The organism is Aestuariibius violaceus (assembly GCF_040779325.2).
Classification (GTDB): Bacteria; Pseudomonadota; Alphaproteobacteria; order Rhodobacterales; family Rhodobacteraceae; genus Aestuariibius; species Aestuariibius violaceus.
In genome coordinates, this window is record NZ_JBFONT020000001.1 from 98,773 (window position 1) to 117,422 (window position 18,650).

Here is an 18,650-nt window from a genome sequence, read left to right on the forward strand (position 1 = left end):
TCCTCCTTCTTTCGGGCACATTGCCCCGGGTGTTAGCCTAGTCCGGCAGAAGAGGTCCGCCATGCCACATGTCCGTGAAGTGCCGCTCCCGGCGGAAAGCGCCCTGCAAGACCGGATGCGCGCGGGCGATTTCATCGACTGCTATGCAGTCGCAAGCGCCCTTCCGCTGGAAGAGGCCGCCCGCCGCGCAACGGCGTTTCCCGGCTGGGCGAAGGGGCTTCTTGCGCTGCGCAACGCGATCGTCGCGCCGCTCGGCCTGCGCACGCGGCTTGCTGGCGACGGCGACCGGATCGGCCCCTTCCCGGTCACCTCGCGGTCCGATACCGAGCTGATCCTCGGCCTCGACGATAGGCACCTCGATTTCCGCATCAGCCTGCTGCGCACCGGCCCCGACCTTCATATGGCGACCTGGGTGCACACGCATAACGCCTTCGGCCGCACCTATCTGCGGATCGTCATGCCCTTTCACCGCGCGATCTGCCGCCAGGCGACCGCCCGCATGGCGGGCTGACCGCCTCACCCGCCATTGAGGTTAACGCGCGCCCTGGCGAGAAACCGTCCCTCCTCATCTTGCCAAGAATACCTGAATCCCGGCCGAACCACCGCCCGCTCGGACCGATCCGGCGAAACCGCGCCGCCACCCGGGCCCATTGCACCGCATCCCCCCCTCCCCTAAACCGCCGCACATGTTGAAGACCCGCATCATCCCCTGCCTTGACGTGGCCGATGGCCGCGTGGTCAAGGGCGTGAACTTCGTCGATCTCGTCGATGCCGGCGATCCGGTTGATGCGGCCAAGGCCTATGACGCCGCGGGCGCAGATGAGCTGTGTTTCCTCGACATCCACGCCACGCACGAAAACCGCGGCACGCTCTACGATCTTGCCACCCGCACGGCCGAACATTGCTTCATGCCGCTGACCATCGGCGGCGGCGTGCGATCGCCCGAGGATGTGCGCAATCTCCTTCTCGCGGGGGCCGACAAGGTCAGCTTCAACTCCGCGGCTGTGGCTGATCCGGATGTCGTGGCCCGCGCCGCCGACCGCTTCGGCAGCCAGTGCATCGTGGTCGCGATCGACGCAAAGACGGTCGCCCCGGGTACGTGGGAGATCTTTACCCATGGCGGCCGCAAACCCACGGGGATCGACGCCGTCACCTTCGCCCAGACCGTCGCCGCCAAGGGCGCGGGAGAGATCCTGCTGACCTCGATGGACCGCGACGGCACCAAACAGGGCTTCAACATCCCCCTCACCCGCGCCGTCGCCGACGCCGTGCCGATCCCAGTCATCGCGTCGGGTGGCGTCGGCACGCTCGACCACCTCGTCGAAGGCGTGACCGAAGGCGGCGCCTCCGCCGTCCTCGCCGCGTCGATCTTCCACTTCGGCACCTTCACCATCGCCCAGGCGAAGGCCCACATGGCCGCCGCCGGGATTCCCATCAGACCATGACCATGCCGGTCGGCCCCGAGATACAAGCGGACATCCTCGAACGGCTCAGACAGATCGAACGGGAAGAGGACGCGCGTATTCTGCTGGCGGTGGAGTCCGGCAGCCGTGCCTGGGGCTTCCATTCGGAAGACAGCGATTACGACGTCCGCTTCATCTATACCCGGCCAATCGACTGGCATCTGTCTGTCCGGCCTGGTCGTGATGTGATCGAGCGCCCAATCTCGGATGAACTCGACATTTCGGGATGGGATCTGAGGAAGACACTGGGTCTGATCCTCGGCTCCAATGCCGTCGCTCTGGAATGGTTGCAGTCACCCGTGCGGTATCGCGAGGCAGATGGCTTTTCAGGGGCGCTCTTGGAATTCGCCCAACACGCTCTCCGGCGCAAGCCTGTGATGTGGCATTATCTCCGCCTTGCTGAGCGACAGATGGAACGTGCCCACGACAAGGAAGGCCGCTTGAGACTGAAGAAGTTCTTCTACGCCCTTCGTCCGGCACTTGCCCTTCGCTGGCTCCGGCTCCGTCCCGAAACGGGGGTGGTGCCGATGGCGATGGATGCCCTCGTCGAGGGCGCCGGGCTCGACGCGTCACTCGTGCACCAGATTGATGCGCTGATCGAAGAGAAGAAGGCGGCTGAGGCGGCACTTTCAGAGGAAGCCGCAGAACCGCTCATGACTCTCGTCATGGCAGAGATCGCTGAGGCACGGGATACGCTCAGCACGGATACTCCGGAAACGCGGCCGGACTCCCTGATCCAAGCCGACCAGTTTCATATCGAATGGACGCGACGCGCCGAAGGAGATATTCTATGACCCTCGCAAAGCTCGCAGCTACGGTTGAGGCCCGGAGAGACGCGGATCCTGAGGCCAGCTGGACGGCCAAGCTGCTTGCCCAAGGCCCCGAAAAATGTGCTGAGAAATTCGGGGAAGAGGCAGTCGAGGCGATTATCGAGGCAGTCAAGGGGGACACCGCCCGGCTGACGTCAGAGGCGGCGGATGTGCTTTACCACCTTCTTGTCATGTGCGCGGCGCGCGGCGTGACGCTGGCGGATATCGAGGCCGAACTGACCGCGCGCGAGACGCAAAGCGGCCTCGAGGAGAAGCGGTCGCGGTAAGCCGGGCGGCTAGTGCGCCTCGGCCCAGTTCCGTCCCTGACCTGCATCGACGCTAAGCGGGACCTCCAGATCCAGGACCGGTTTGTGGGCGCCTTCCATCACCTCGCGGGCGGCGGCGATCAGGGCGTCCTCGTGCCCCTCCTCGACCTCGAACAGCAGTTCGTCGTGGACCTGCAGCAGCATCTTGGCTGGAATGTCGGCAATCGCCGCCTCCATCCGGATCATCGCGCGGCGGATCACATCGGCGGCCGTCCCCTGGATCGGCGCGTTGATCGCAGCGCGGCGGGCGAAGCCGGCCGTCGGGCCCTTCGCATTGATTTCGGGCGTGTGGATCTTGCGGCCGAACAGCGTTTGCACGTAGCCGTTCTTTTTCGCGAAATCGGTCGTCTCGGTCATGTAGTCCTTGATGCCCGGGAAACGCTCGAAATAGCGGTCGATGAAGCCCTGCGCCTCCTCCCGCGGGATGCGCAGGTTGCGGGCGAGCCCGAAGCCCGAGATGCCGTAGATCACCCCGAAATTGATCGCCTTCGCGCGCCTGCGCACCTCGGGCGTCATCTCGTCCAGGGGCACATCGAACATCTCTGACGCGGTGGAGGCATGGATATCCTCCCCGTCTCTGAACGCGCGTTCCAGCGCGGGCACGTCGGCGAATTGCGTAAGGATCCGCAGCTCGATCTGGGAATAATCCAGCGACACCAGCGTCTTGCCCTCGGGCGCGACGAAGGCCTCGCGGATGCGCCGCCCCTCTTCCGTCCGCACGGGGATGTTCTGCAGGTTCGGATCGGTCGAGGCGAGGCGGCCCGTATTGGCCCCGGCGATGGAATACGAGGTATGGACGCGGCCCGTTTCCGGGTTGATGTGATCCTGCAAGGCGTCTGTATAGGTCGATTTCAGCTTGCTGAGCTGTCGCCAATCAAGGACGCGGCCCGGAAGGTCGTGTTCGGTCGCCAGATCCTCAAGGATATCCGCCCCGGTCGCATAGGCGCCGGTCTTGCCCTTCTTGCCGCCGGGCAGGTTCATCTTGTCAAACAAGATCTCGCCCAGTTGCTTGGGCGAGCCGACCTTGAAGTTTTCGCCCGCCAGTTCGTGGATCTCTTCTTCCAGCTGGGCCATCTTCTGGGCGAAGGCGGACGACATGCGGTGCAGCACGGCGCGGTCGACCTCGACGCCCGCCATCTCCATCCGGGCCAGCACCGGGATCAGCGGCCGCTCCAGCGTCTCGTAAACCGTCGTCACCTGTTTCGGGTGCAGCTGCGGCTTGAAGACCTGCCAGAGGCGCAAGGTGATATCGGCATCTTCGGCGGCATAGGGCACCGCCTTGTCGATCGGCACCCGGTCGAAGGTGATCTGGGATTTGCCGGTCCCGATGATCTCTTTGATCGGGATCGGGTTGTGAGCCAGATACCGCTCCGACAGTGTGTCCATGCCGTGCTGGTGCAGCCCGGCATTCAGCGCGTAACTCAGCAGCAGCGTATCCTCGATGGGGGCCACGGTGACGCCGTAGCGGGCGAGGATCTTCCAGTCGTATTTCAGGTTCTGCCCGATCTTGAGGATCGCATCGTCCTCCAGCACCGGCTTGAGCTTTTCCAGCACCGCCTCCAGCTCCAGCTGCCCTTCGGCCAGCCCTTCTTCGGCAAAGAGGTCATCGGCCTCGCTCTTCTTGTGGGTCAGGGGGATATAGCAGGCGTGTCCGGGCTCGACGGCGAGCGAGATACCCACAAGCTCGGCCTGCATTTCGTTGAGCGACGTCGTCTCGGTATCCACGGCCACGTAGCCCCGTTCGTGGATACGCGCGATCCATGCGTCGAGCACGGCCATATCCGACACGGCCTCGTAGGTCGCCTCAGTGAAGTCGGGCTGCTCCACGGCGGTGGGCTCTGCCCCCGCGGGATTGGTATCCGGCATGGCCGGCGCCTCGACCCCCAGATAGTCCGAGATCCGTTTGACGATCGTGCGGAACTCCATCTCCTGCAGGAAGCCCAGCAGCGTCTCGGGATTCGGGTCGCGTTTTTCCAGATCGTCGAGCGTGAAATCGAGCGGGGTCTGATCGTCGAGGGTCACCAGCTTTTGCGACAGGCGGATCTGCTCGGCATGGTCAATCAGGGTCTGGCGCCGCTTGGGCTGCGGGATCTCCTCGGCCCGCTCCAACAGCTCGTCGAGCGATCCAAATTCGTTGATGAGCAGCGCGGCGGTCTTGATCCCGATCCCCGGCGCACCGGGGATATTGTCGACGCTGTCGCCCGCCAGCGCCTGCACGTCGACCACCTTTTCCGGCGGCACGCCGAACTTGGCTTCCACCCCCTCGCGATCGATCACCGTGTTCTTCATCTGGTCCAACATGTCGACGCCGTCGCCGACCAGCTGCATCAGGTCCTTGTCGGACGACACGATGGTGCATTGCCCGCCGGCCTCGCGCGCCTGCCGGGCCAGCGTCGCGATGATATCGTCGGCCTCATAGCCCTCGATTTCCTTGCAGGCGATGTTGAAGGCCTCGGTCGCGCGGCGGGTCAACGGGATCTGGGGGCGCAGATCCTCGGGCATTTCCGACCGGTTCGCCTTGTACTGATCGTAGAGATCGTTGCGGAACGTGTGGCTGCCCTTGTCGAAGATCACCGCGATATGGGTCGCCGAATTCCCCTCGATATATTTCTGCAGCATGTTGCAGAACCCCGAGACGGCGCCGACCGGCAGACCGTCGGATTTGCGCGTCAGCGGCGGCAGCGCATGGAAGGCGCGAAAGATGAAGGCAGAGCCGTCGATCAGGTGCAGGTGGCACCCCTTTCCGAACGATATCGCCATGGCTTTCCCCCTTGTCGCGCGCCCTGCCGTCATGCCACGGGGGGGCGGTGGCTTCCATCCCTTCCGGCGACGGACCCGCGACACGTCGGCGACCCGGCTGATTTTAGGAAACCTTTTCTTAAATCTCTCCGTTGAAGGATGTCGGCAATCCTTGGAGGAGAGTTGATGTTCGTGATCGTGTTACAAATCCTGTTGGTCGTGCTCGCGGTGATTGCCGTGCGCCGCCCCTCAGACGTCGCCATTGAGATGCCCGTGCCACCAGAGCGACAGGGTCAGCGCGTAGGGCGTCGGTGTCCAGGCGCCCAGCGGCAGGCCCGCATCCCGCAGCCGGGCGCCCACCCACGAATTGCAGGTGAACAGCGCATTGAACTGCCCCTCCGCCAGGAAAAACCGGTCAAACGGAGTGAACCCTCGCACGGGATGCGCGATCGGCTGACCATCCGGCCCCTGCGCAAAATCGGCGAGAACCGCGTCAAGGAGGCGGTCTAGCTGCTCATCGCTGACGGCGAGCGGCCGCAATTGCGGCGTCGTCTCGAGCGTTCCCGCGACATCGACGCGAAGAATGCCCTCATCCCCGACGATGCCTTTGAGCGTGGGGCCTAGCGCGAGATCGTTCCAGAAGCGGGTCTTGGTGTAGAAGTCGCGCGCACCCCAGCCGACGACGATCCAGTTGACCTCGTCCCAGCCAACCGGGACGCCCGCCGCCTCGGCGAAGGCGAAGCGGCGGCGGATCTCGGGCGTGGCGGGCAGGATGATGTCGTTATGGATCAACCCGGTCGCGACATAGATCTGCCGGTCTTGCGGGGCAGGCGCGACGGGGGCCTTTGCACCGGGGATCACCGCCCCCGGGATCGCCGCAAGCAGCCATAGAAGCGGAACGGCGAGGAAGCCGAGCAGGGCGCGCCGCAGGTAGATCAATCGGCGACCGTCTGCATCTCTTGCTCGCCCAGGCCTTCGATCCCGATCCTGACCGCCTGGCCCGGCTTCAGGAAGACCGGGTCGGGCTTCACACCCAGGCCCACCCCCGCCGGGGTGCCGGTCGCGATGACGTCCCCCGGTTCCAGCGTCATGAACTGGCTCAGGTGGGCTATGACGTCGAAGACCGGCGTGATCATGTCGGCGGTCGTGCCGTCCTGATAGCGGTGGCCGTCGATCTCGGCCCACAGGCTCAGCGCCTGCGGGTCGGCCACTTCGTCGGGCGTGACCAGCCACGGCCCGAACGGGGCGAAACTGTCGGCGCTCTTGCCCTTGGTGAACTGCCCGCCGCGTTCCTTCTGGAAGGCGCGTTCCGACACGTCGTTCATCACCGCGTAGCCCGCGATATGATCCGGCACCTCCGCCTCGGAGATATACTTGGCCCGCCGCCCGATCACGACAGCCAGCTCGACCTCCCAATCGGTCTTTTCGGACCCGCGCGGGATGCGGATCGGGTCGTTCGGCCCCGACCAGGCCGAGGTCGCCTTCATGAAGATCATCGGCTCTTTCGGCGGGGTCGCACCCGTTTCGGCGGCGTGGTCGGCGTAGTTCAGACCGATGCAGACGATCTTGCCGGGCCGCGCCACCGCGGGGCCCAGCCGCGTCCCGTCGGGCACAAGCGGCAACTCTGCCGGGTCGATCTCGGCCAGCCGGGCCAGAACGTCGGGCGCCAGCGCCTCTCCCGCAAGGTCGAAGATATGTTCCGACAGGTCCCTGTGGTGCCCCTCGCTGTCGACCATCCCCGGCCGCTCTGACCCGGGCTCTCCGAACCGGATGAATTTCATGCCTGCCTCCCTTGCCGTCTGGCGCGACTATGGCGTCGCGCGTCCGGCTTTGGAAGCCACCCGCGCCCGGCGGGCCGAAGCGGCGAAGGCGATGACGAAGATCCCGCTGAGGATCAGGATGATCGTGGGCGCAGGCGCGCTGTCGATCCAGAACGACAGGTAGACGCCCGCGAACCCGGCCAGCAGCGTGACCGCCACGGCGATCCCCAACATCCGCTCGAACCGGCGGGTCAGCAGAAAGGCGATGGCCCCCGGCGCGATCAGCAGCCCGATCGTCAGGATCAGCCCGACCGACGACAGCGTCGACACGATGGTCAGCGACAAAAGCGACAAAAGCCCGTAATGCAGCCACCGCACCGGTAGCCCCAGGGCACGGGCCTGCGCGGGGTCGAAGGCGTGCAGCATCAGATCCCGCCGCTTGGCCAGCAGGACCAAGGCCACGACCCCGGCGATGATCCCCGACGTGGCAAGCTCCCCACCCGAAATGCCCAGCATGTTGCCGAACAGGATGTGGTCCAGATGCACATCCGTCTGGACCTGCGTGTAGAGGACCAGCCCCAGCCCGAACATGCCGGAGAAGACGACGCCCATCACGGTGTCCTCCTTCACCCGGCTCTGCTCGGCCAGGTATCCGGTCGCGACGGCGCAGATCATACCGGCCGCGAAGGCGCCGATGATCAGCGGAATGCCCGCGATATAGGCCAGCACGATCCCCGGCAGCACCGCATGGCTCACCGCGTCGCCCATCAGCGACCAGCCCTTAAGGACGAGGAAACACGACAGCAGCGCCGTGGGGATCGAGATCAGCCCAGCGATCACGAATGCCTTCACCATGAACGGGAAGGCAAAGGGGGCGAGCGCCATCTCTATCACAGCGCCGCCTGTGCCCGGCGGCGCGCCGCGAGCCGCCCGTGTTTGGGTGCGAACAGGAATGCCAGAAAGAAGACCAGCGTCTGCAGGCAGACGATCACGCCGCCCGTCGCCCCGTCGAGGAAGAAGGACAGATAGGCGCCCACCGCGCTGGTCCCCGCGCCCAGGGCCACGCTGATGGCAATCAGCCGCGGGAAGCGGTCGGTCAACAGGTAGGCGGTCGCGCCGGGGGTGACGACCATGGCGATGACAAGGAATGCGCCGACGGTCTGCAGCGCCGCGACACAGGACGCGGCCAGAAGCGTGAAGAAGACGGCGCGCAAGACCCGCGGCCTGAGGCCGATCGACCGCGCGTGGTTCTCATCGAAGAAGGCGACCATCAGGTCCTTCCACTTCAGCAGCAGCACGGCCAGCGAAATGCCCCCGATCAGGGCCAGCTGCAGCGTGTCGGTGGGCGAGATCGCGAGGATGTTGCCCAGGATGATGGTCTGCACGTCCACCGGCACCGGAGAGACCGAGACCATGAAAAGCCCGAGCCCGAAGAAGCCGGTGAAGATCAACCCGATGATCGCGTCTTCCTTGAGGCCCGTCCTCTCCCGCAGGAACAGCATCGACGCGGCGGCAAGCCCACCGGCGAGGAACGCGCCCAGCGCGAAGGGCAGCCCCAACATGTAAGCCCCCGCCACACCCGGAACGATGGAGTGGGACAGCGCATCGCCGATCAGCGACCACCCCTTCAGCATCAGGTATGCCGACAGGAACGCGCAGACCGCGCCGACAAGGGCCGAAACCCAGATCGCGTTGACCATGTAGCCGTAGGCAAACGGGGTGAACAGGGTATCGGTCATGCCCAGACCGGCAAAGAATGGAGGGGCGCGCCAGACCTTTGGTGGACGTGAGGAGCGGAGTGCCCGACCCGACGGGGCGGGTTTGAGCAGCTTGTAAGATCAGAAACCGACCATTCGGTCGTGCGGATCACGGACGTCGCAAAAGCGCCCGACCCGTGGGGTTCAGGGTGACCGTGGCGCAAGTGGCGCGGCGTAATCGCCCTGCACGGTCGGGCGCTGCCTGGCGTAAACGCCGGACGAGTCATGAGTGATAAGCGCCATCGCAATCGGCTCAGCCTAATCACGGTGATCATCGTCGTAGATAACGAACGGCCGCTCGTCGTCCGTGATGACCCGGATGCGGCGCGGGTCGTCATCGTCGTGCAGATCATCACCGCCCAGAACGAAATGCCGCAGCACGCCGCCAAACGCCCGTTCGAGGTTGCGGCGCGTGAACGTCTCTGCCGTCGGCCCGTATGCCAGCACCGTCCCCTTCACGAGGATCGTCCGGTCGCAAAACTCCGGCACCGACCCGAGGTTGTGGGTCGACACCAGCATCACCCGCCCCTCCTCGCGCAGGTCGGAGAGGAGCTTGATGATCGCCTCCTCCGTCGCCACGTCGACGCCAGTGAAGGGCTCGTCCAGCAAGATCACCTGGGCATCCTGCGCAAGCGCCCGCGCCAGGAAGACCCGCTTGCGCTGACCGCCCGAGAGCTCCCCGATCTGACGCTCGCGATAGGCGCTCATCCCGACCCGCTCGAGCGCCTCGGCCACCGCGCGCCGGTCGGCCTCTGCCGCGCGGCGCAAAAGCCCCATATGTCCGTAGCGGCCCATCATGACAACGTCTTCGACCAGTACCGGAAAGGACCAGTCGACTTCCTCGGCCTGAGGCACATAGGCGACGAGGTTCTGCCGCAGCGCCGCCTTCACCGGACGACCCAGCACGGAAATCTCACCTGCCGCGACCGGGACGAACCCCATAATCGCCTTGAACAAGGTCGACTTGCCCGCCCCGTTCACGCCCACCAAGGCGGTGATCGTCCCTTTCGGGATCTCAAAGCTCGTGTCGCGCAGTGCCGTCGTGCCGTTCCGGTAGGTCACCGTCACGCCAGAGGCCGAGATCCCTGTCTCGGCCTCGATCAGCGGTGCGGCGACGGCATCCTTCATCCGCCAAGACCCTCCGCGATGGTCTCGGACGTGACGCGCAGCAGGTCGAGATAGGTCGGAACCGGCCCGTCCGCCTCTGTCAGGCTATCGACATAAAGCACCCCGCCGAACGCCGCGCCCGTTTCGCGCGCCACCTGCAGGGCGGGATCGTTGCTGACGGTGCTTTCGCAGAACACTGCCGGGACGCCGCTTTCGCGCACGCCATCGATCACTCGCCGCACCTGCTGTGGCGTTCCTGTCTGATCCGCGTTCATTGGCCAGAGATAGAGCTCTTCCAGCCCGAAATCCCGCGCGAGGTAGGAAAAAGCGCCTTCACAGGTGACCAAAGTCCGCGCCTCTTCGGGTAGGGCGGCCACCCGCTCTCGCAAAGGTCCGATCACTGCGCGCAGCTCGTTCTTATACGCCTCGGCGTTGGCAGCGTAGATCTCAGCGTTCTCAGGATCGGCCTCGGAGAATGCGTCGCGGATGTTGTCGATATAGATCAACGCGTTATCCAGACCCATCCAGGCATGGGGGTTTGGACGCCCCTCATACTCGCCTTCGGCGATGGAGATCGGGTCGATCCCGTCCGACACGGTGACCGACGGGATATCGCCCAGATTGGCGAGGAACTGCTCGAACCAAAGCTCGAGGTTCAACCCGTTCCACAGGATCAGATCGGCATCCTGGGCGCGGATCAGATCGCGCGGCGTCGGCTGATATCCATGAATCTCGGCGCCGGGGCGGGTGATCGAGACGACCTCTGCCGTATCGCCCGCCACATTCTGCGCCATGTCAGCAATCACGGTGAAGGTGGTAACAGCCTTCAACTGGTCCTGGGCCGCCGCCGGAGGAGCGAGCAAAGCGAAACACAAGAGGATCATACGCATCGACGACTCCCTGATGAGTGACGATGGGAAGATATTGTCGCACTTTGACCTGTCAATGCAAATGCGAATTATTATCAACAAAAAGTGGCAGATCTATGATGCCTTCCGCTCGGCTTCGTCCGCCGCCTCCGCATCGCTCTTCTGATCAGCCGGACTCGGCGGCACCCAGGCGCGCCCGATCCAGTCGGTATAGTCGGGGCTGTCCTGCTGCATCGCCTCGTCCTGCTCCTTCATCAGCTCTCGGGCGCGGGCGACATAGGCGTCGTTCTTGTAGGATGGCGTCTCGGGATCGTAGAGATCGGCCATCCGCCGCAACGCGTGCTGGTCCCGCGCAACGAAATCCTTCACCTGCCGTTCGGCGTCGAAGGGGTGGTAGCCCAGCGCCTCCAGCGCCGATCGTCCCGTCCTCACCGCTGAATCGAAGGTATCGCGGATGATGTCGCGGCATCCGGCGGCCCACAGCTCGTAAACGTGGTTCCTGTCCTGCGCGCGGGCGGTCACATGGACATGGGGGTGGGCGTCGGAGACATATCTGACCAGCTCTGTCGTCTGGTGCGGATCGTCGATGGCGACGACGAGCAGCCGCGCATTCTCGATCCCCGCGGCATGGAGCAGATCGGGCCGCGTCGGATCGCCGTAGAAGACGCGGAACCCGAAGGCGCGCAGCATCTCAAGATGCGAGATGTTGTTGTCGAGGACGACCGTCTTGTAGCCCGCCGAGGTGAGGATCCGGTTGACGACCCCGCCGAACCGGCCGTGACCGGCGATGATGATCGGCCCATCGGCATCGATCTCGTCCGGTTCCCGTTCCTGCGCGCTGGAAAAGCGTGGTGCGACGGCCCGATCGAAGATGATGAAGAGAAGCGGTGTCACCAGCATCGACAGGGCGACGATGAGCAGAAGCTGATCGGCCACACCTCGGGGCATGATCGCGTTGGCTGTCGCGAAGCTCAGCAGGACGAAGCCGAACTCGCCCGCCTGCGCCAGGGAGAGGGTGAAGAGCCACCGGTCGGTTCCCCTGAGCTGGAAGATGACTGCCAGCAGGTAGAGAACCGCGCCCTTCACCAGGACAAGACCCAGCGTCAAGGCAAGGACCGTGCCCAGCGTGTCCCAAAGCAGCGGGAAGTTGATCCCTGCGCCAACGGTAATGAAAAAGAGCCCAAGCAGTAGGCCTCGGAACGGTTCCAGATCCGCTTCAAGCTCGTGCCGGTACTCCGAATTGGCCAGAACCACCCCGGCAAGAAATGTACCGAGGGCCGGCGAGAGGCCCACCATCGTCATCAGAACGGCGATCCCGACGACGATGGTCAGAGCCGTGGCGGTGAACAGCTCCTGCAGGCGCGCCTTGGCGATGAAACCGAAAACGGGCCGCGTCAGATAGCTTCCGACGAGGATCACCGAAGCGATGGCGCCGATCGTCAGCCCCGCCCGTTCCCAGCCGGACCGTTCGGCGATCCACGCCTCGATCCCGCCCAGCATGGCGGTGCCGGCCTCCTCTCCATGGCCGGCGCCATGCTCTGCCCCGGTCTCGGCCAGGCCAGCAAGTTCCGGCATGGCGAGGAAGGGCAGAAACGCCAGCATCGGGATGACGGCAATGTCCTGGGTCAGCAGGACCGAAAACGAAGACTGCCCGCCGCGCGATCGCAAAAGCCCCTTCTCCGTCAACGTCTTCAGCACGATTGCCGTGGACGATAGCGACAGCACTGCCCCGATGGCGATCGCAACATTCCACGGCTGGCCGAACATCACCGCGATCCCGGCAATGGCCGCACCTGTCCCCAGAACCTGCAGCCCGCCGAGACCCACAAGCTGATAGCGCATCTGCCAGAGCACCCGCGGCTCAAGCTCCAGCCCGACCAGGAACAGCATCATCACGACGCCGAATTCGGCAAAGTGCTGTACCTCGACCACGTCGACATTGGCGACCGACAGAAGCGGGCTCAGCAGGATCCCCGCGATCAGGTATCCAAGTACTGATCCCAGACCCAGTCGGCTTGCGATCGGCACCATGATCACCCCGGCAACGAGGAAGATCAGCGCGAGCGTCAGCATCTCGGTCATTCCGCTGCCTCCTGTCCGGTGAAGACCTTCGAGGTCAGAACCTCGATGTCCTGCGGATCGAACCGGTCATCGCGCAGCGCTTCGATCAGCTGCCGGTAGCTCGCGGCGTGGTCCGCAACCCGCGCTTCGCCATCCGCCCCGACAGCGCCATAGAAGACATAGGGCGGCAGGAACTCCATCTTGCAGAGCCGCGCCGTCTGCTCGAGGGGCGCCAGCAGCGTACGCAGGTCGAAGTTATTGTATCCGTCCTTGCAGTAGGACTCCTCGGGTCCGCCCGTGCTGATCGCCAGCATGACGCGCTTTCCCTCGAGCTTGTCACCCCCGTCGCCGTAGGCAAAACCGGGTTCAAGGACGAGATCCATCCAGTCCTTCAGAAGCGCGGGCACCGAATACCAGAAAAGCGGAAACTGCCAGACGATCACGTCATGGTCGATCAACCGCTCCTGCTCGTGTTCGACATTGATGTCATAGCGCGGGTAATCGGCATAGAGGTCAACCCTCGTGATCCCCTCGATCTCTCGCACTGCGTCGGTCATCGCGTGGTTCACCCGCGAAAAGCGCTGACCCGGATGCGCGTAATAAAGGATGAGCTTTGCCATGACCGCTCCCACCTGTCCGATGTGACCTTAACAGGGTTTTGTTCACGGGATGCAACGCCTTGCCGAGGATCAGAGCGGTGCAGCGGCGCGACGGCGGGTGACTTGCCATGAGATCGGGCGAAGAGGCGCGCGGGCCTACGTCTCGGAGAGGTCGGTGCGGGCAAGCGCCAGCGCCTCGGCCAGCACCGCCCGCTCTCCGATATGGTTCGCAAGGATCAGGACAAGCTGCGCGTTGAGCCGGTGGCTCGCCCCCTCGCTCAGACCGTCATGCGCGGCGAGCAGATCGGCGTAGAAGCCATCGCCATCGTCGAGGTTCGGTTTGGTCACAAGGCTCATGCTTGGCCCGCCCACAGTGCCGCGACAGCCTCTGCAATCGCCGTCTCGTCGGCCGAGGTCCAGCGTCCCGCCACCACCTGATCCGGGCGGACAAGGTAGATCGCCTGATCCGCCTCACCGAGATACCGTGCCCGGATCTCGGGCGTGATCTCGGGTGAGATCACCGCGACGCCTATATCAGGCGCCGCACATCCAAGCGCCAACAGATGCGGCGCGCGGGCAAGCTGCGGCAGCAGCCAACCATTGCCCTCCGGCGCATCGGGGGCCACGGCCCCCGGCCGGCTCGCATCGGGCAGAGAAGGATCATCTGCCCGGTTGCCCGGATAAATGCACGGCCGGGACAGCCGCCCTGAATTCACCATCGGGCGAGCAAAGGCGGTCTTCCCTGCCAAGGCAAGCACCTCATCGCGGAACATCGCAGCAACCGGCGAGGCGGGCGTCATGAAACCGGTCGCCCGCGCCGAGTTGGCGATGTTCTCGTCCGCGGCAAAGACCCGCTCCCGATCATAGCTCTCGATCAGCCCGGGATCGCCGCCGTTCAGCACGGCCGCGAGCTTCCAGCCCAGATTGTCGACATCCTGCAGCCCGCCATTGCCCCCGCGCGCGCCGAAGGGCGACACGACATGGGCGCTGTCGCCCACAAAGATCACCCGGTCATGTACGAATCGGTCGAGACGCGCGCAGCGGAAGGTGTAGACACTGACCCAATCGAGCCGGAAGTCGGAATGCCCGACGACCTTCTCAATCCGCGGGATCACCACCTCGGGCCGCTTTTCATGTTCGGGATCAGCGTCCCAGCCAAGCTGAAGGTCAATCCGGTAGATGTTGTCGGGCTGCTTGTGGAGCAGCGCGGACTGGCCGGGGTGAAATGTCGGTTCGAACCAGAAATGCCGCTCGGGCGTGTCGCCGCCGGGCGCGCTGTCCTTTGCCATCTCGATATCGGCGATTAGAAACCGCTCTTCAAAGGTCTGCCCTTCGAAGCTGAGCCCCAGCATGTCGCGCAACGGCGAGCGCGCGCCGTCGCAGGCCAGCACATACTCGGCCTCAAGCGCATAAGGCCCATCGGGGGTCTCGATCTCCAGCCGACCCGAGGTCTTGTCGACCCCTGTCACCCGGTTTTTGAAGCGCAGATCTACCAGTGGCTCAGCCAACGCCCGCTCGGCAAGGTATTGTTCGACGTAATACTGCTGAAGGTTCACGAAAGCGGGGAACTGGTGCGCATCCTCTGGCAAAAGATCAAAATTGAAGACCTCCCTGTCACCGTGGAAGGTTCGCCCGACCTTCCAGGTCACCCCCTTCTCGACCGCTTGCTCCGCAATGCCGAGCCGGTCGAAAATCTCCAGAGACCGCTTCGACCAGCAAATCGCGCGCGATCCCACCGACACCACATCGTTGTCATCGACGACAACCGACGGCACCCCGTGATTGGCGAGTTCCAGCGCCATCGCCAGGCCGACCGGCCCCGCCCCGACGATCACGACCGGATGGCGCGGCTCGGGCGCATCAAGCCCCGGCGGCCGGCGATACGGAAACGGCGCATAATCGTAAGGCATCAAACCCTCCCTCATGGCCAGGTGCCAAAATCTTCTAGAAGATTTTGCTCAGGCAGAATTTTCTAGAAAATTCTGTCTCGTCCAAAGATGGTCAGACGCGAAATCTCTTCTTCGAAGAGATTTCTACTCCTGCAAAGCCTCCCACATTTCCTTGTCCCGAGCGGCGGTCCAGATCCGCGGATGATCCAGCCCCCGCGCCTCGTCATAGGCGCGCGCAACGTTGAACGGCAGGCAGTGCTCGTAGATCGCAAAATCCGAGAATTTCGGATCACAGACCTTCCGCACCTCCGCCATCGCCTCTTTCAGATCGCCGCCCTTAGCGGCGACTCGCGCCGCGGGAGCAAAGGTCGACTCTACGAAATCGCGCGTATTCTCGATCGCCGCCCAGACCATCTCTTCGCCGACCAGAGCATCCCCGCGCCCCGGCGCAATCGCCCTCGGCTCGAACGCACCGATCATGTCGAGCGTCTCACCCCAATCCGAGAAATGTCCGTCCCCGCAATAGCAGGCCGAGTGATACTCGACGATATCGCCCGTGAACATTACCTCTTCGTCCGGCACCCAAACCACGGCATCGCCTGCCGTATGCGCCCGGCCCAGGTGAGCGATATCCACCCGCCGGTTCCCCAGATAGATCGTCATCGCATCGGAAAACGTCGCCGTCGGCCAGGTCAGTCCCGGGATCTCCTCATGCCCCTGAAAAAGCCGTGGGAACCGGTCGAACTCGCTCTCCCAATCCTCTTGCCCGCGCTCGACGACCATCGACCGGGCCGTGTCCGACATGACGATCTGATCCGCCCCATAGGCCGAGGCGCCAAGCACACGCACCGCGTGATAATGCGTCAGCACCAGATGACTGATCGGCTTGTCGGTGACCGACCGCACTGCCTCGATCACCTTGCGCGCCAGCCGCGGCGTCGCCTGCGCCTCGATCACCATGACGCTTTCGTCACCGACGATGACCCCCGAATTCGGATCCCCCTCCGCGGTGAAGGCATAAAGCCCCTCACCGATCTCGCTGAAACTGATCTCCTTCTCGGCGGTATCCCCGGCCGAGGCGAATGCCTTGCTCATCTCTCCTCCAGTATCTCGATCCGATTGCCCGACGGATCGGCGGTAAAGAAGCGCCGCAGCCCCGGGATCGCATCGTCCCAATCGACCGGATACGCCTCCAAGCGCTCTGCCAACGCCTCAATATCGGCAATCGCAAAAGCCGGATGCGCCTTCAAGGCGGGCCGATGTAGGTCTTCCACGCCCAGATGCACCCGTACATCGCCGTGCCGCACCCAAAGCCCGCCGCGCGCCGCCAAAGCCTGCGGCTTCGCCTCCTCCTCGAACCCAAGGCAGCCAACCCAGAACGCCCGATGCGCATCCTCCGAGCCCGCCTCGATCGCCAACTGAACGTGGTCAAGCCTCATGCAGGCACCACGCCCTGATCGATATCTCCGAAGACCGACCGGCCGCCGTCATCTTCCATCCAGATCCGCACCCGATCGCCGCCCTTGAGAAAGGGTGTTGCCGCCGCTCCGCGTTCGATCGTCTCGACCATCCGCTGCTCAGCGATGCAGGAATATCCCGCACCGCCTTCGGCCACCGGTTTGCCCGGCCCGCCATTGAGCTTGTTCGACACCGTCCCCGACCCGATGATCGTTCCGGCCGGCAGGTCCCGCGTCTTCGCTGCATGGGCAATCAGTTCCGGAAAGCCAAAGGTCATGTCGGCGCCCGCCTCGGCCCGCCCGAACGCCTCATCGTTAAGGTTAACGCATACCCGGCCCGACAGCCGGCCCTCTGCCCATCCCGGCAGGGCATCCGGCGTTACTGCGATAGGCGAGAATGCGGATGGCGGCTTCGACTGCACAAAGCCAAACCCTTTCGACAGCTCATCCGGGATCAGCGCCCGTAAGGAGACATCGTTCAAAAGCATCACCAGCCGCACCGCTTCCCCGGCCCGCGCGACCGACACGCCGCGCGGCACGAAACCCGTCACCACAGCGACCTCCGCCTCGAAATCCGTTCCCCAGTCTGGATCGGTCGCGATCGGCGCCGTCGCCGACAGACACGGCGCGGAACAGCCCTGATACATCAGGGGATCCGTCCAGAACCGCTCCGGCATCTCCGCCCCCCGCGCGCGCCGCACCAGCTCCACATGGTTCACATAGGCCGACCCGTCGAGGAACTGCACCGCCCGCGGCAACGGCGCCAGAGCCTCCGCGATATCAAACGGTGCCGCAGGCTCCGGCCACTCGACCTCGTCCCACCGGTCGAGCACCTGCTGCATCGACATCCCCAGCCGGGCGCAGGACGACAGATCGTCGGACACGACCACAGCCGTGCCGTCCGGCGTTCCGTTATCAATCGTGGCGAGCTTCATGCCGCGCGCTCCAAAGTCAGTCCGTCATACCCCACCAGAACGGGCCCACCTGGCCAGGCCGCACCGGCGGCCGCTTCCCAAACGTCCCGTCCGTAGCCCGGCAGATCGCACGGCACCAGATGGTTGAGCACAAGCTGACCCACCCCGGCCTCCTGCACAATCCGGATCGCATCTTCAAGTGGCGTGTGGCTGGCAAGCAGATGTGCCTTCAGCCGCTCCGCGTTGCCGACCCGTGCGCAGAGCGCATCGACCCCGGCCATCAGCATTGCCTCATGCACCAGCAGATCGGCCCCCGTCGCGAACGCCGCCAGGGGCGGGAAATAGGCCGTGTCGGCCCCGAAGACGATCGACCATCCCGGCACCTCCAGCCGCAGCGCGAAGCACTCCGTCACCGGCGGATGGGCGACCCGCAGCGCCGATGCCTTGACGCCATCCAGCGCCAGCGGCCCTTCGGAAAACTCCCGCACCCGCACCATCTCCCCCAAAGGCGGCCGTCCCTCATCCGCAACCCGTAGACCCATGTCGAACGCCATTGAGGCACAGAAGCCGTCCCAGTAGGCCGCACTCCCGACCGGCCCCCAAACCTCAACCTCGTGCGACAACCCCGCCGTCCAGGCAGTATGGATCAGCGGCCCAAGCTCCAGCACGTGATCGGAATGTAGATGCGTGATCAGCACAGTCCGCAGATCCCGCAGCTCCAGCCCCGCCTCCACCAGCCCGCGGGTTACCCCCAGCCCGCAATCGATGACGAAAGGCCGACCGTCCATCACCAGAAGATGCGAGGTGGGATTCGGCCCGCCCGCACGGATCGCCGGGCCGCCCTTCGTGCCCAGCAAGACCAGACGGTCGCTCAGCACAAATGAGCCCTCTTCATCTGGC

19 protein-coding genes are annotated in these 18,650 nt (G+C 64.6%); 4 read left to right on the forward strand and 15 right to left on the reverse strand.

Going from position 1 to position 18,650, the window contains the following annotated elements:
- Nucleotides 1–61: 61 nt before the first annotated feature.
- From AADZ90_RS00515 to AADZ90_RS00530, 4 genes are all read left to right on the forward strand, one after another.
- The gene (locus AADZ90_RS00515) at nt 62–511 is read left to right on the forward strand and encodes a DUF2867 domain-containing protein (RefSeq protein ID WP_367311429.1); all 450 of its coding nucleotides are present in this window, start codon (nt 62–64) and stop codon (nt 509–511) included.
- 175 nt (nt 512–686) lie between these two features.
- Complete coding sequence (hisF, locus tag AADZ90_RS00520; protein ID WP_367311428.1) at nt 687–1,445, forward strand: imidazole glycerol phosphate synthase subunit HisF; 759 nt, start codon at nt 687–689, stop codon at nt 1,443–1,445.
- Nucleotides 1,442–2,257 carry a nucleotidyltransferase domain-containing protein gene (locus AADZ90_RS00525; protein WP_367311427.1) on the forward strand — a complete coding sequence of 272 codons (816 nt, stop codon included), beginning with the start codon at nt 1,442–1,444 and terminating at the stop codon, nt 2,255–2,257. Before hisF ends, AADZ90_RS00525 begins: the two co-directional genes overlap by 4 nt.
- Entirely contained in the window at nt 2,254–2,559 is a 306-nt protein-coding gene (locus AADZ90_RS00530; protein WP_367311426.1) for a phosphoribosyl-ATP diphosphatase, read from the forward strand. Before AADZ90_RS00525 ends, AADZ90_RS00530 begins: the two co-directional genes overlap by 4 nt.
- A gap of 9 nt (nt 2,560–2,568) precedes the next feature.
- Here the strand turns inward: AADZ90_RS00530 and polA are convergent, their stop codons facing one another.
- From polA to AADZ90_RS00605, 15 genes are all read right to left on the reverse strand, one after another.
- Nucleotides 2,569–5,358 carry a DNA polymerase I gene (gene polA, locus AADZ90_RS00535; protein WP_367311425.1) on the reverse strand — a complete coding sequence of 930 codons (2,790 nt, stop codon included), beginning with the start codon at nt 5,356–5,358 and terminating at the stop codon, nt 2,569–2,571.
- Between the two features lie 228 nt (nt 5,359–5,586).
- A complete protein-coding gene (locus AADZ90_RS00540) occupies nt 5,587–6,276 on the reverse strand; it encodes a TIGR02117 family protein (RefSeq protein WP_367311424.1) in 690 nt (229 codons plus the stop codon).
- On the reverse strand, nt 6,273–7,118 hold the full coding sequence (locus AADZ90_RS00545; RefSeq protein WP_367311423.1) for a fumarylacetoacetate hydrolase family protein: 846 nt from the start codon (nt 7,116–7,118) through the stop codon (nt 6,273–6,275). Before AADZ90_RS00545 ends, AADZ90_RS00540 begins: the two co-directional genes overlap by 4 nt.
- 27 nt (nt 7,119–7,145) lie before the next feature.
- Nucleotides 7,146–7,991 carry a metal ABC transporter permease gene (locus AADZ90_RS00550; RefSeq protein WP_367311422.1) on the reverse strand — a complete coding sequence of 282 codons (846 nt, stop codon included), beginning with the start codon at nt 7,989–7,991 and terminating at the stop codon, nt 7,146–7,148.
- On the reverse strand, nt 7,988–8,836 hold the full coding sequence (locus tag AADZ90_RS00555) for a metal ABC transporter permease (protein ID WP_367311421.1): 849 nt from the start codon (nt 8,834–8,836) through the stop codon (nt 7,988–7,990). Before AADZ90_RS00555 ends, AADZ90_RS00550 begins: the two co-directional genes overlap by 4 nt.
- Nucleotides 8,837–9,112: 276 nt before the next feature.
- Nucleotides 9,113–9,982 carry a manganese/iron ABC transporter ATP-binding protein gene (locus tag AADZ90_RS00560; protein ID WP_367311420.1) on the reverse strand — a complete coding sequence of 290 codons (870 nt, stop codon included), beginning with the start codon at nt 9,980–9,982 and terminating at the stop codon, nt 9,113–9,115.
- Nucleotides 9,979–10,845 (reverse strand): metal ABC transporter substrate-binding protein, encoded by an 867-nt coding sequence (locus tag AADZ90_RS00565; protein WP_411996960.1) that lies wholly within the window; start codon nt 10,843–10,845, stop codon nt 9,979–9,981. Before AADZ90_RS00565 ends, AADZ90_RS00560 begins: the two co-directional genes overlap by 4 nt.
- A gap of 99 nt (nt 10,846–10,944) precedes the next feature.
- The gene (locus AADZ90_RS00570; protein ID WP_367311418.1) at nt 10,945–12,912 is read right to left on the reverse strand and encodes a cation:proton antiporter domain-containing protein; all 1,968 of its coding nucleotides are present in this window, start codon (nt 12,910–12,912) and stop codon (nt 10,945–10,947) included.
- Complete coding sequence (locus AADZ90_RS00575; protein WP_367311417.1) at nt 12,909–13,511, reverse strand: NAD(P)H-dependent oxidoreductase; 603 nt, start codon at nt 13,509–13,511, stop codon at nt 12,909–12,911. The genes AADZ90_RS00570 and AADZ90_RS00575 overlap by 4 nt, the downstream gene beginning before the upstream one ends.
- 135 nt (nt 13,512–13,646) lie before the next feature.
- Nucleotides 13,647–13,847 carry a DUF2783 domain-containing protein gene (locus tag AADZ90_RS00580; RefSeq protein ID WP_367311416.1) on the reverse strand — a complete coding sequence of 67 codons (201 nt, stop codon included), beginning with the start codon at nt 13,845–13,847 and terminating at the stop codon, nt 13,647–13,649.
- Nucleotides 13,844–15,400 carry an FAD-dependent monooxygenase gene (locus tag AADZ90_RS00585; protein WP_367311415.1) on the reverse strand — a complete coding sequence of 519 codons (1,557 nt, stop codon included), beginning with the start codon at nt 15,398–15,400 and terminating at the stop codon, nt 13,844–13,846. Before AADZ90_RS00585 ends, AADZ90_RS00580 begins: the two co-directional genes overlap by 4 nt.
- 123 nt (nt 15,401–15,523) lie before the next feature.
- Complete coding sequence (locus tag AADZ90_RS00590; protein ID WP_367311414.1) at nt 15,524–16,474, reverse strand: MBL fold metallo-hydrolase; 951 nt, start codon at nt 16,472–16,474, stop codon at nt 15,524–15,526.
- Nucleotides 16,471–16,818, reverse strand: coding sequence for a VOC family protein (locus AADZ90_RS00595; RefSeq protein WP_367311413.1), 348 nt, complete (start codon nt 16,816–16,818; stop codon nt 16,471–16,473). The genes AADZ90_RS00590 and AADZ90_RS00595 overlap by 4 nt, the downstream gene beginning before the upstream one ends.
- On the reverse strand, nt 16,815–17,771 hold the full coding sequence (locus AADZ90_RS00600) for a fumarylacetoacetate hydrolase family protein (protein WP_367311412.1): 957 nt from the start codon (nt 17,769–17,771) through the stop codon (nt 16,815–16,817). The genes AADZ90_RS00595 and AADZ90_RS00600 overlap by 4 nt, the downstream gene beginning before the upstream one ends.
- Nucleotides 17,768–18,628: an MBL fold metallo-hydrolase gene (locus AADZ90_RS00605; RefSeq protein ID WP_367311411.1), complete on the reverse strand. Its 861-nt coding sequence runs from the start codon at nt 18,626–18,628 to the stop codon at nt 17,768–17,770. Before AADZ90_RS00605 ends, AADZ90_RS00600 begins: the two co-directional genes overlap by 4 nt.
- Nucleotides 18,629–18,650: the final 22 nt, after the last annotated feature.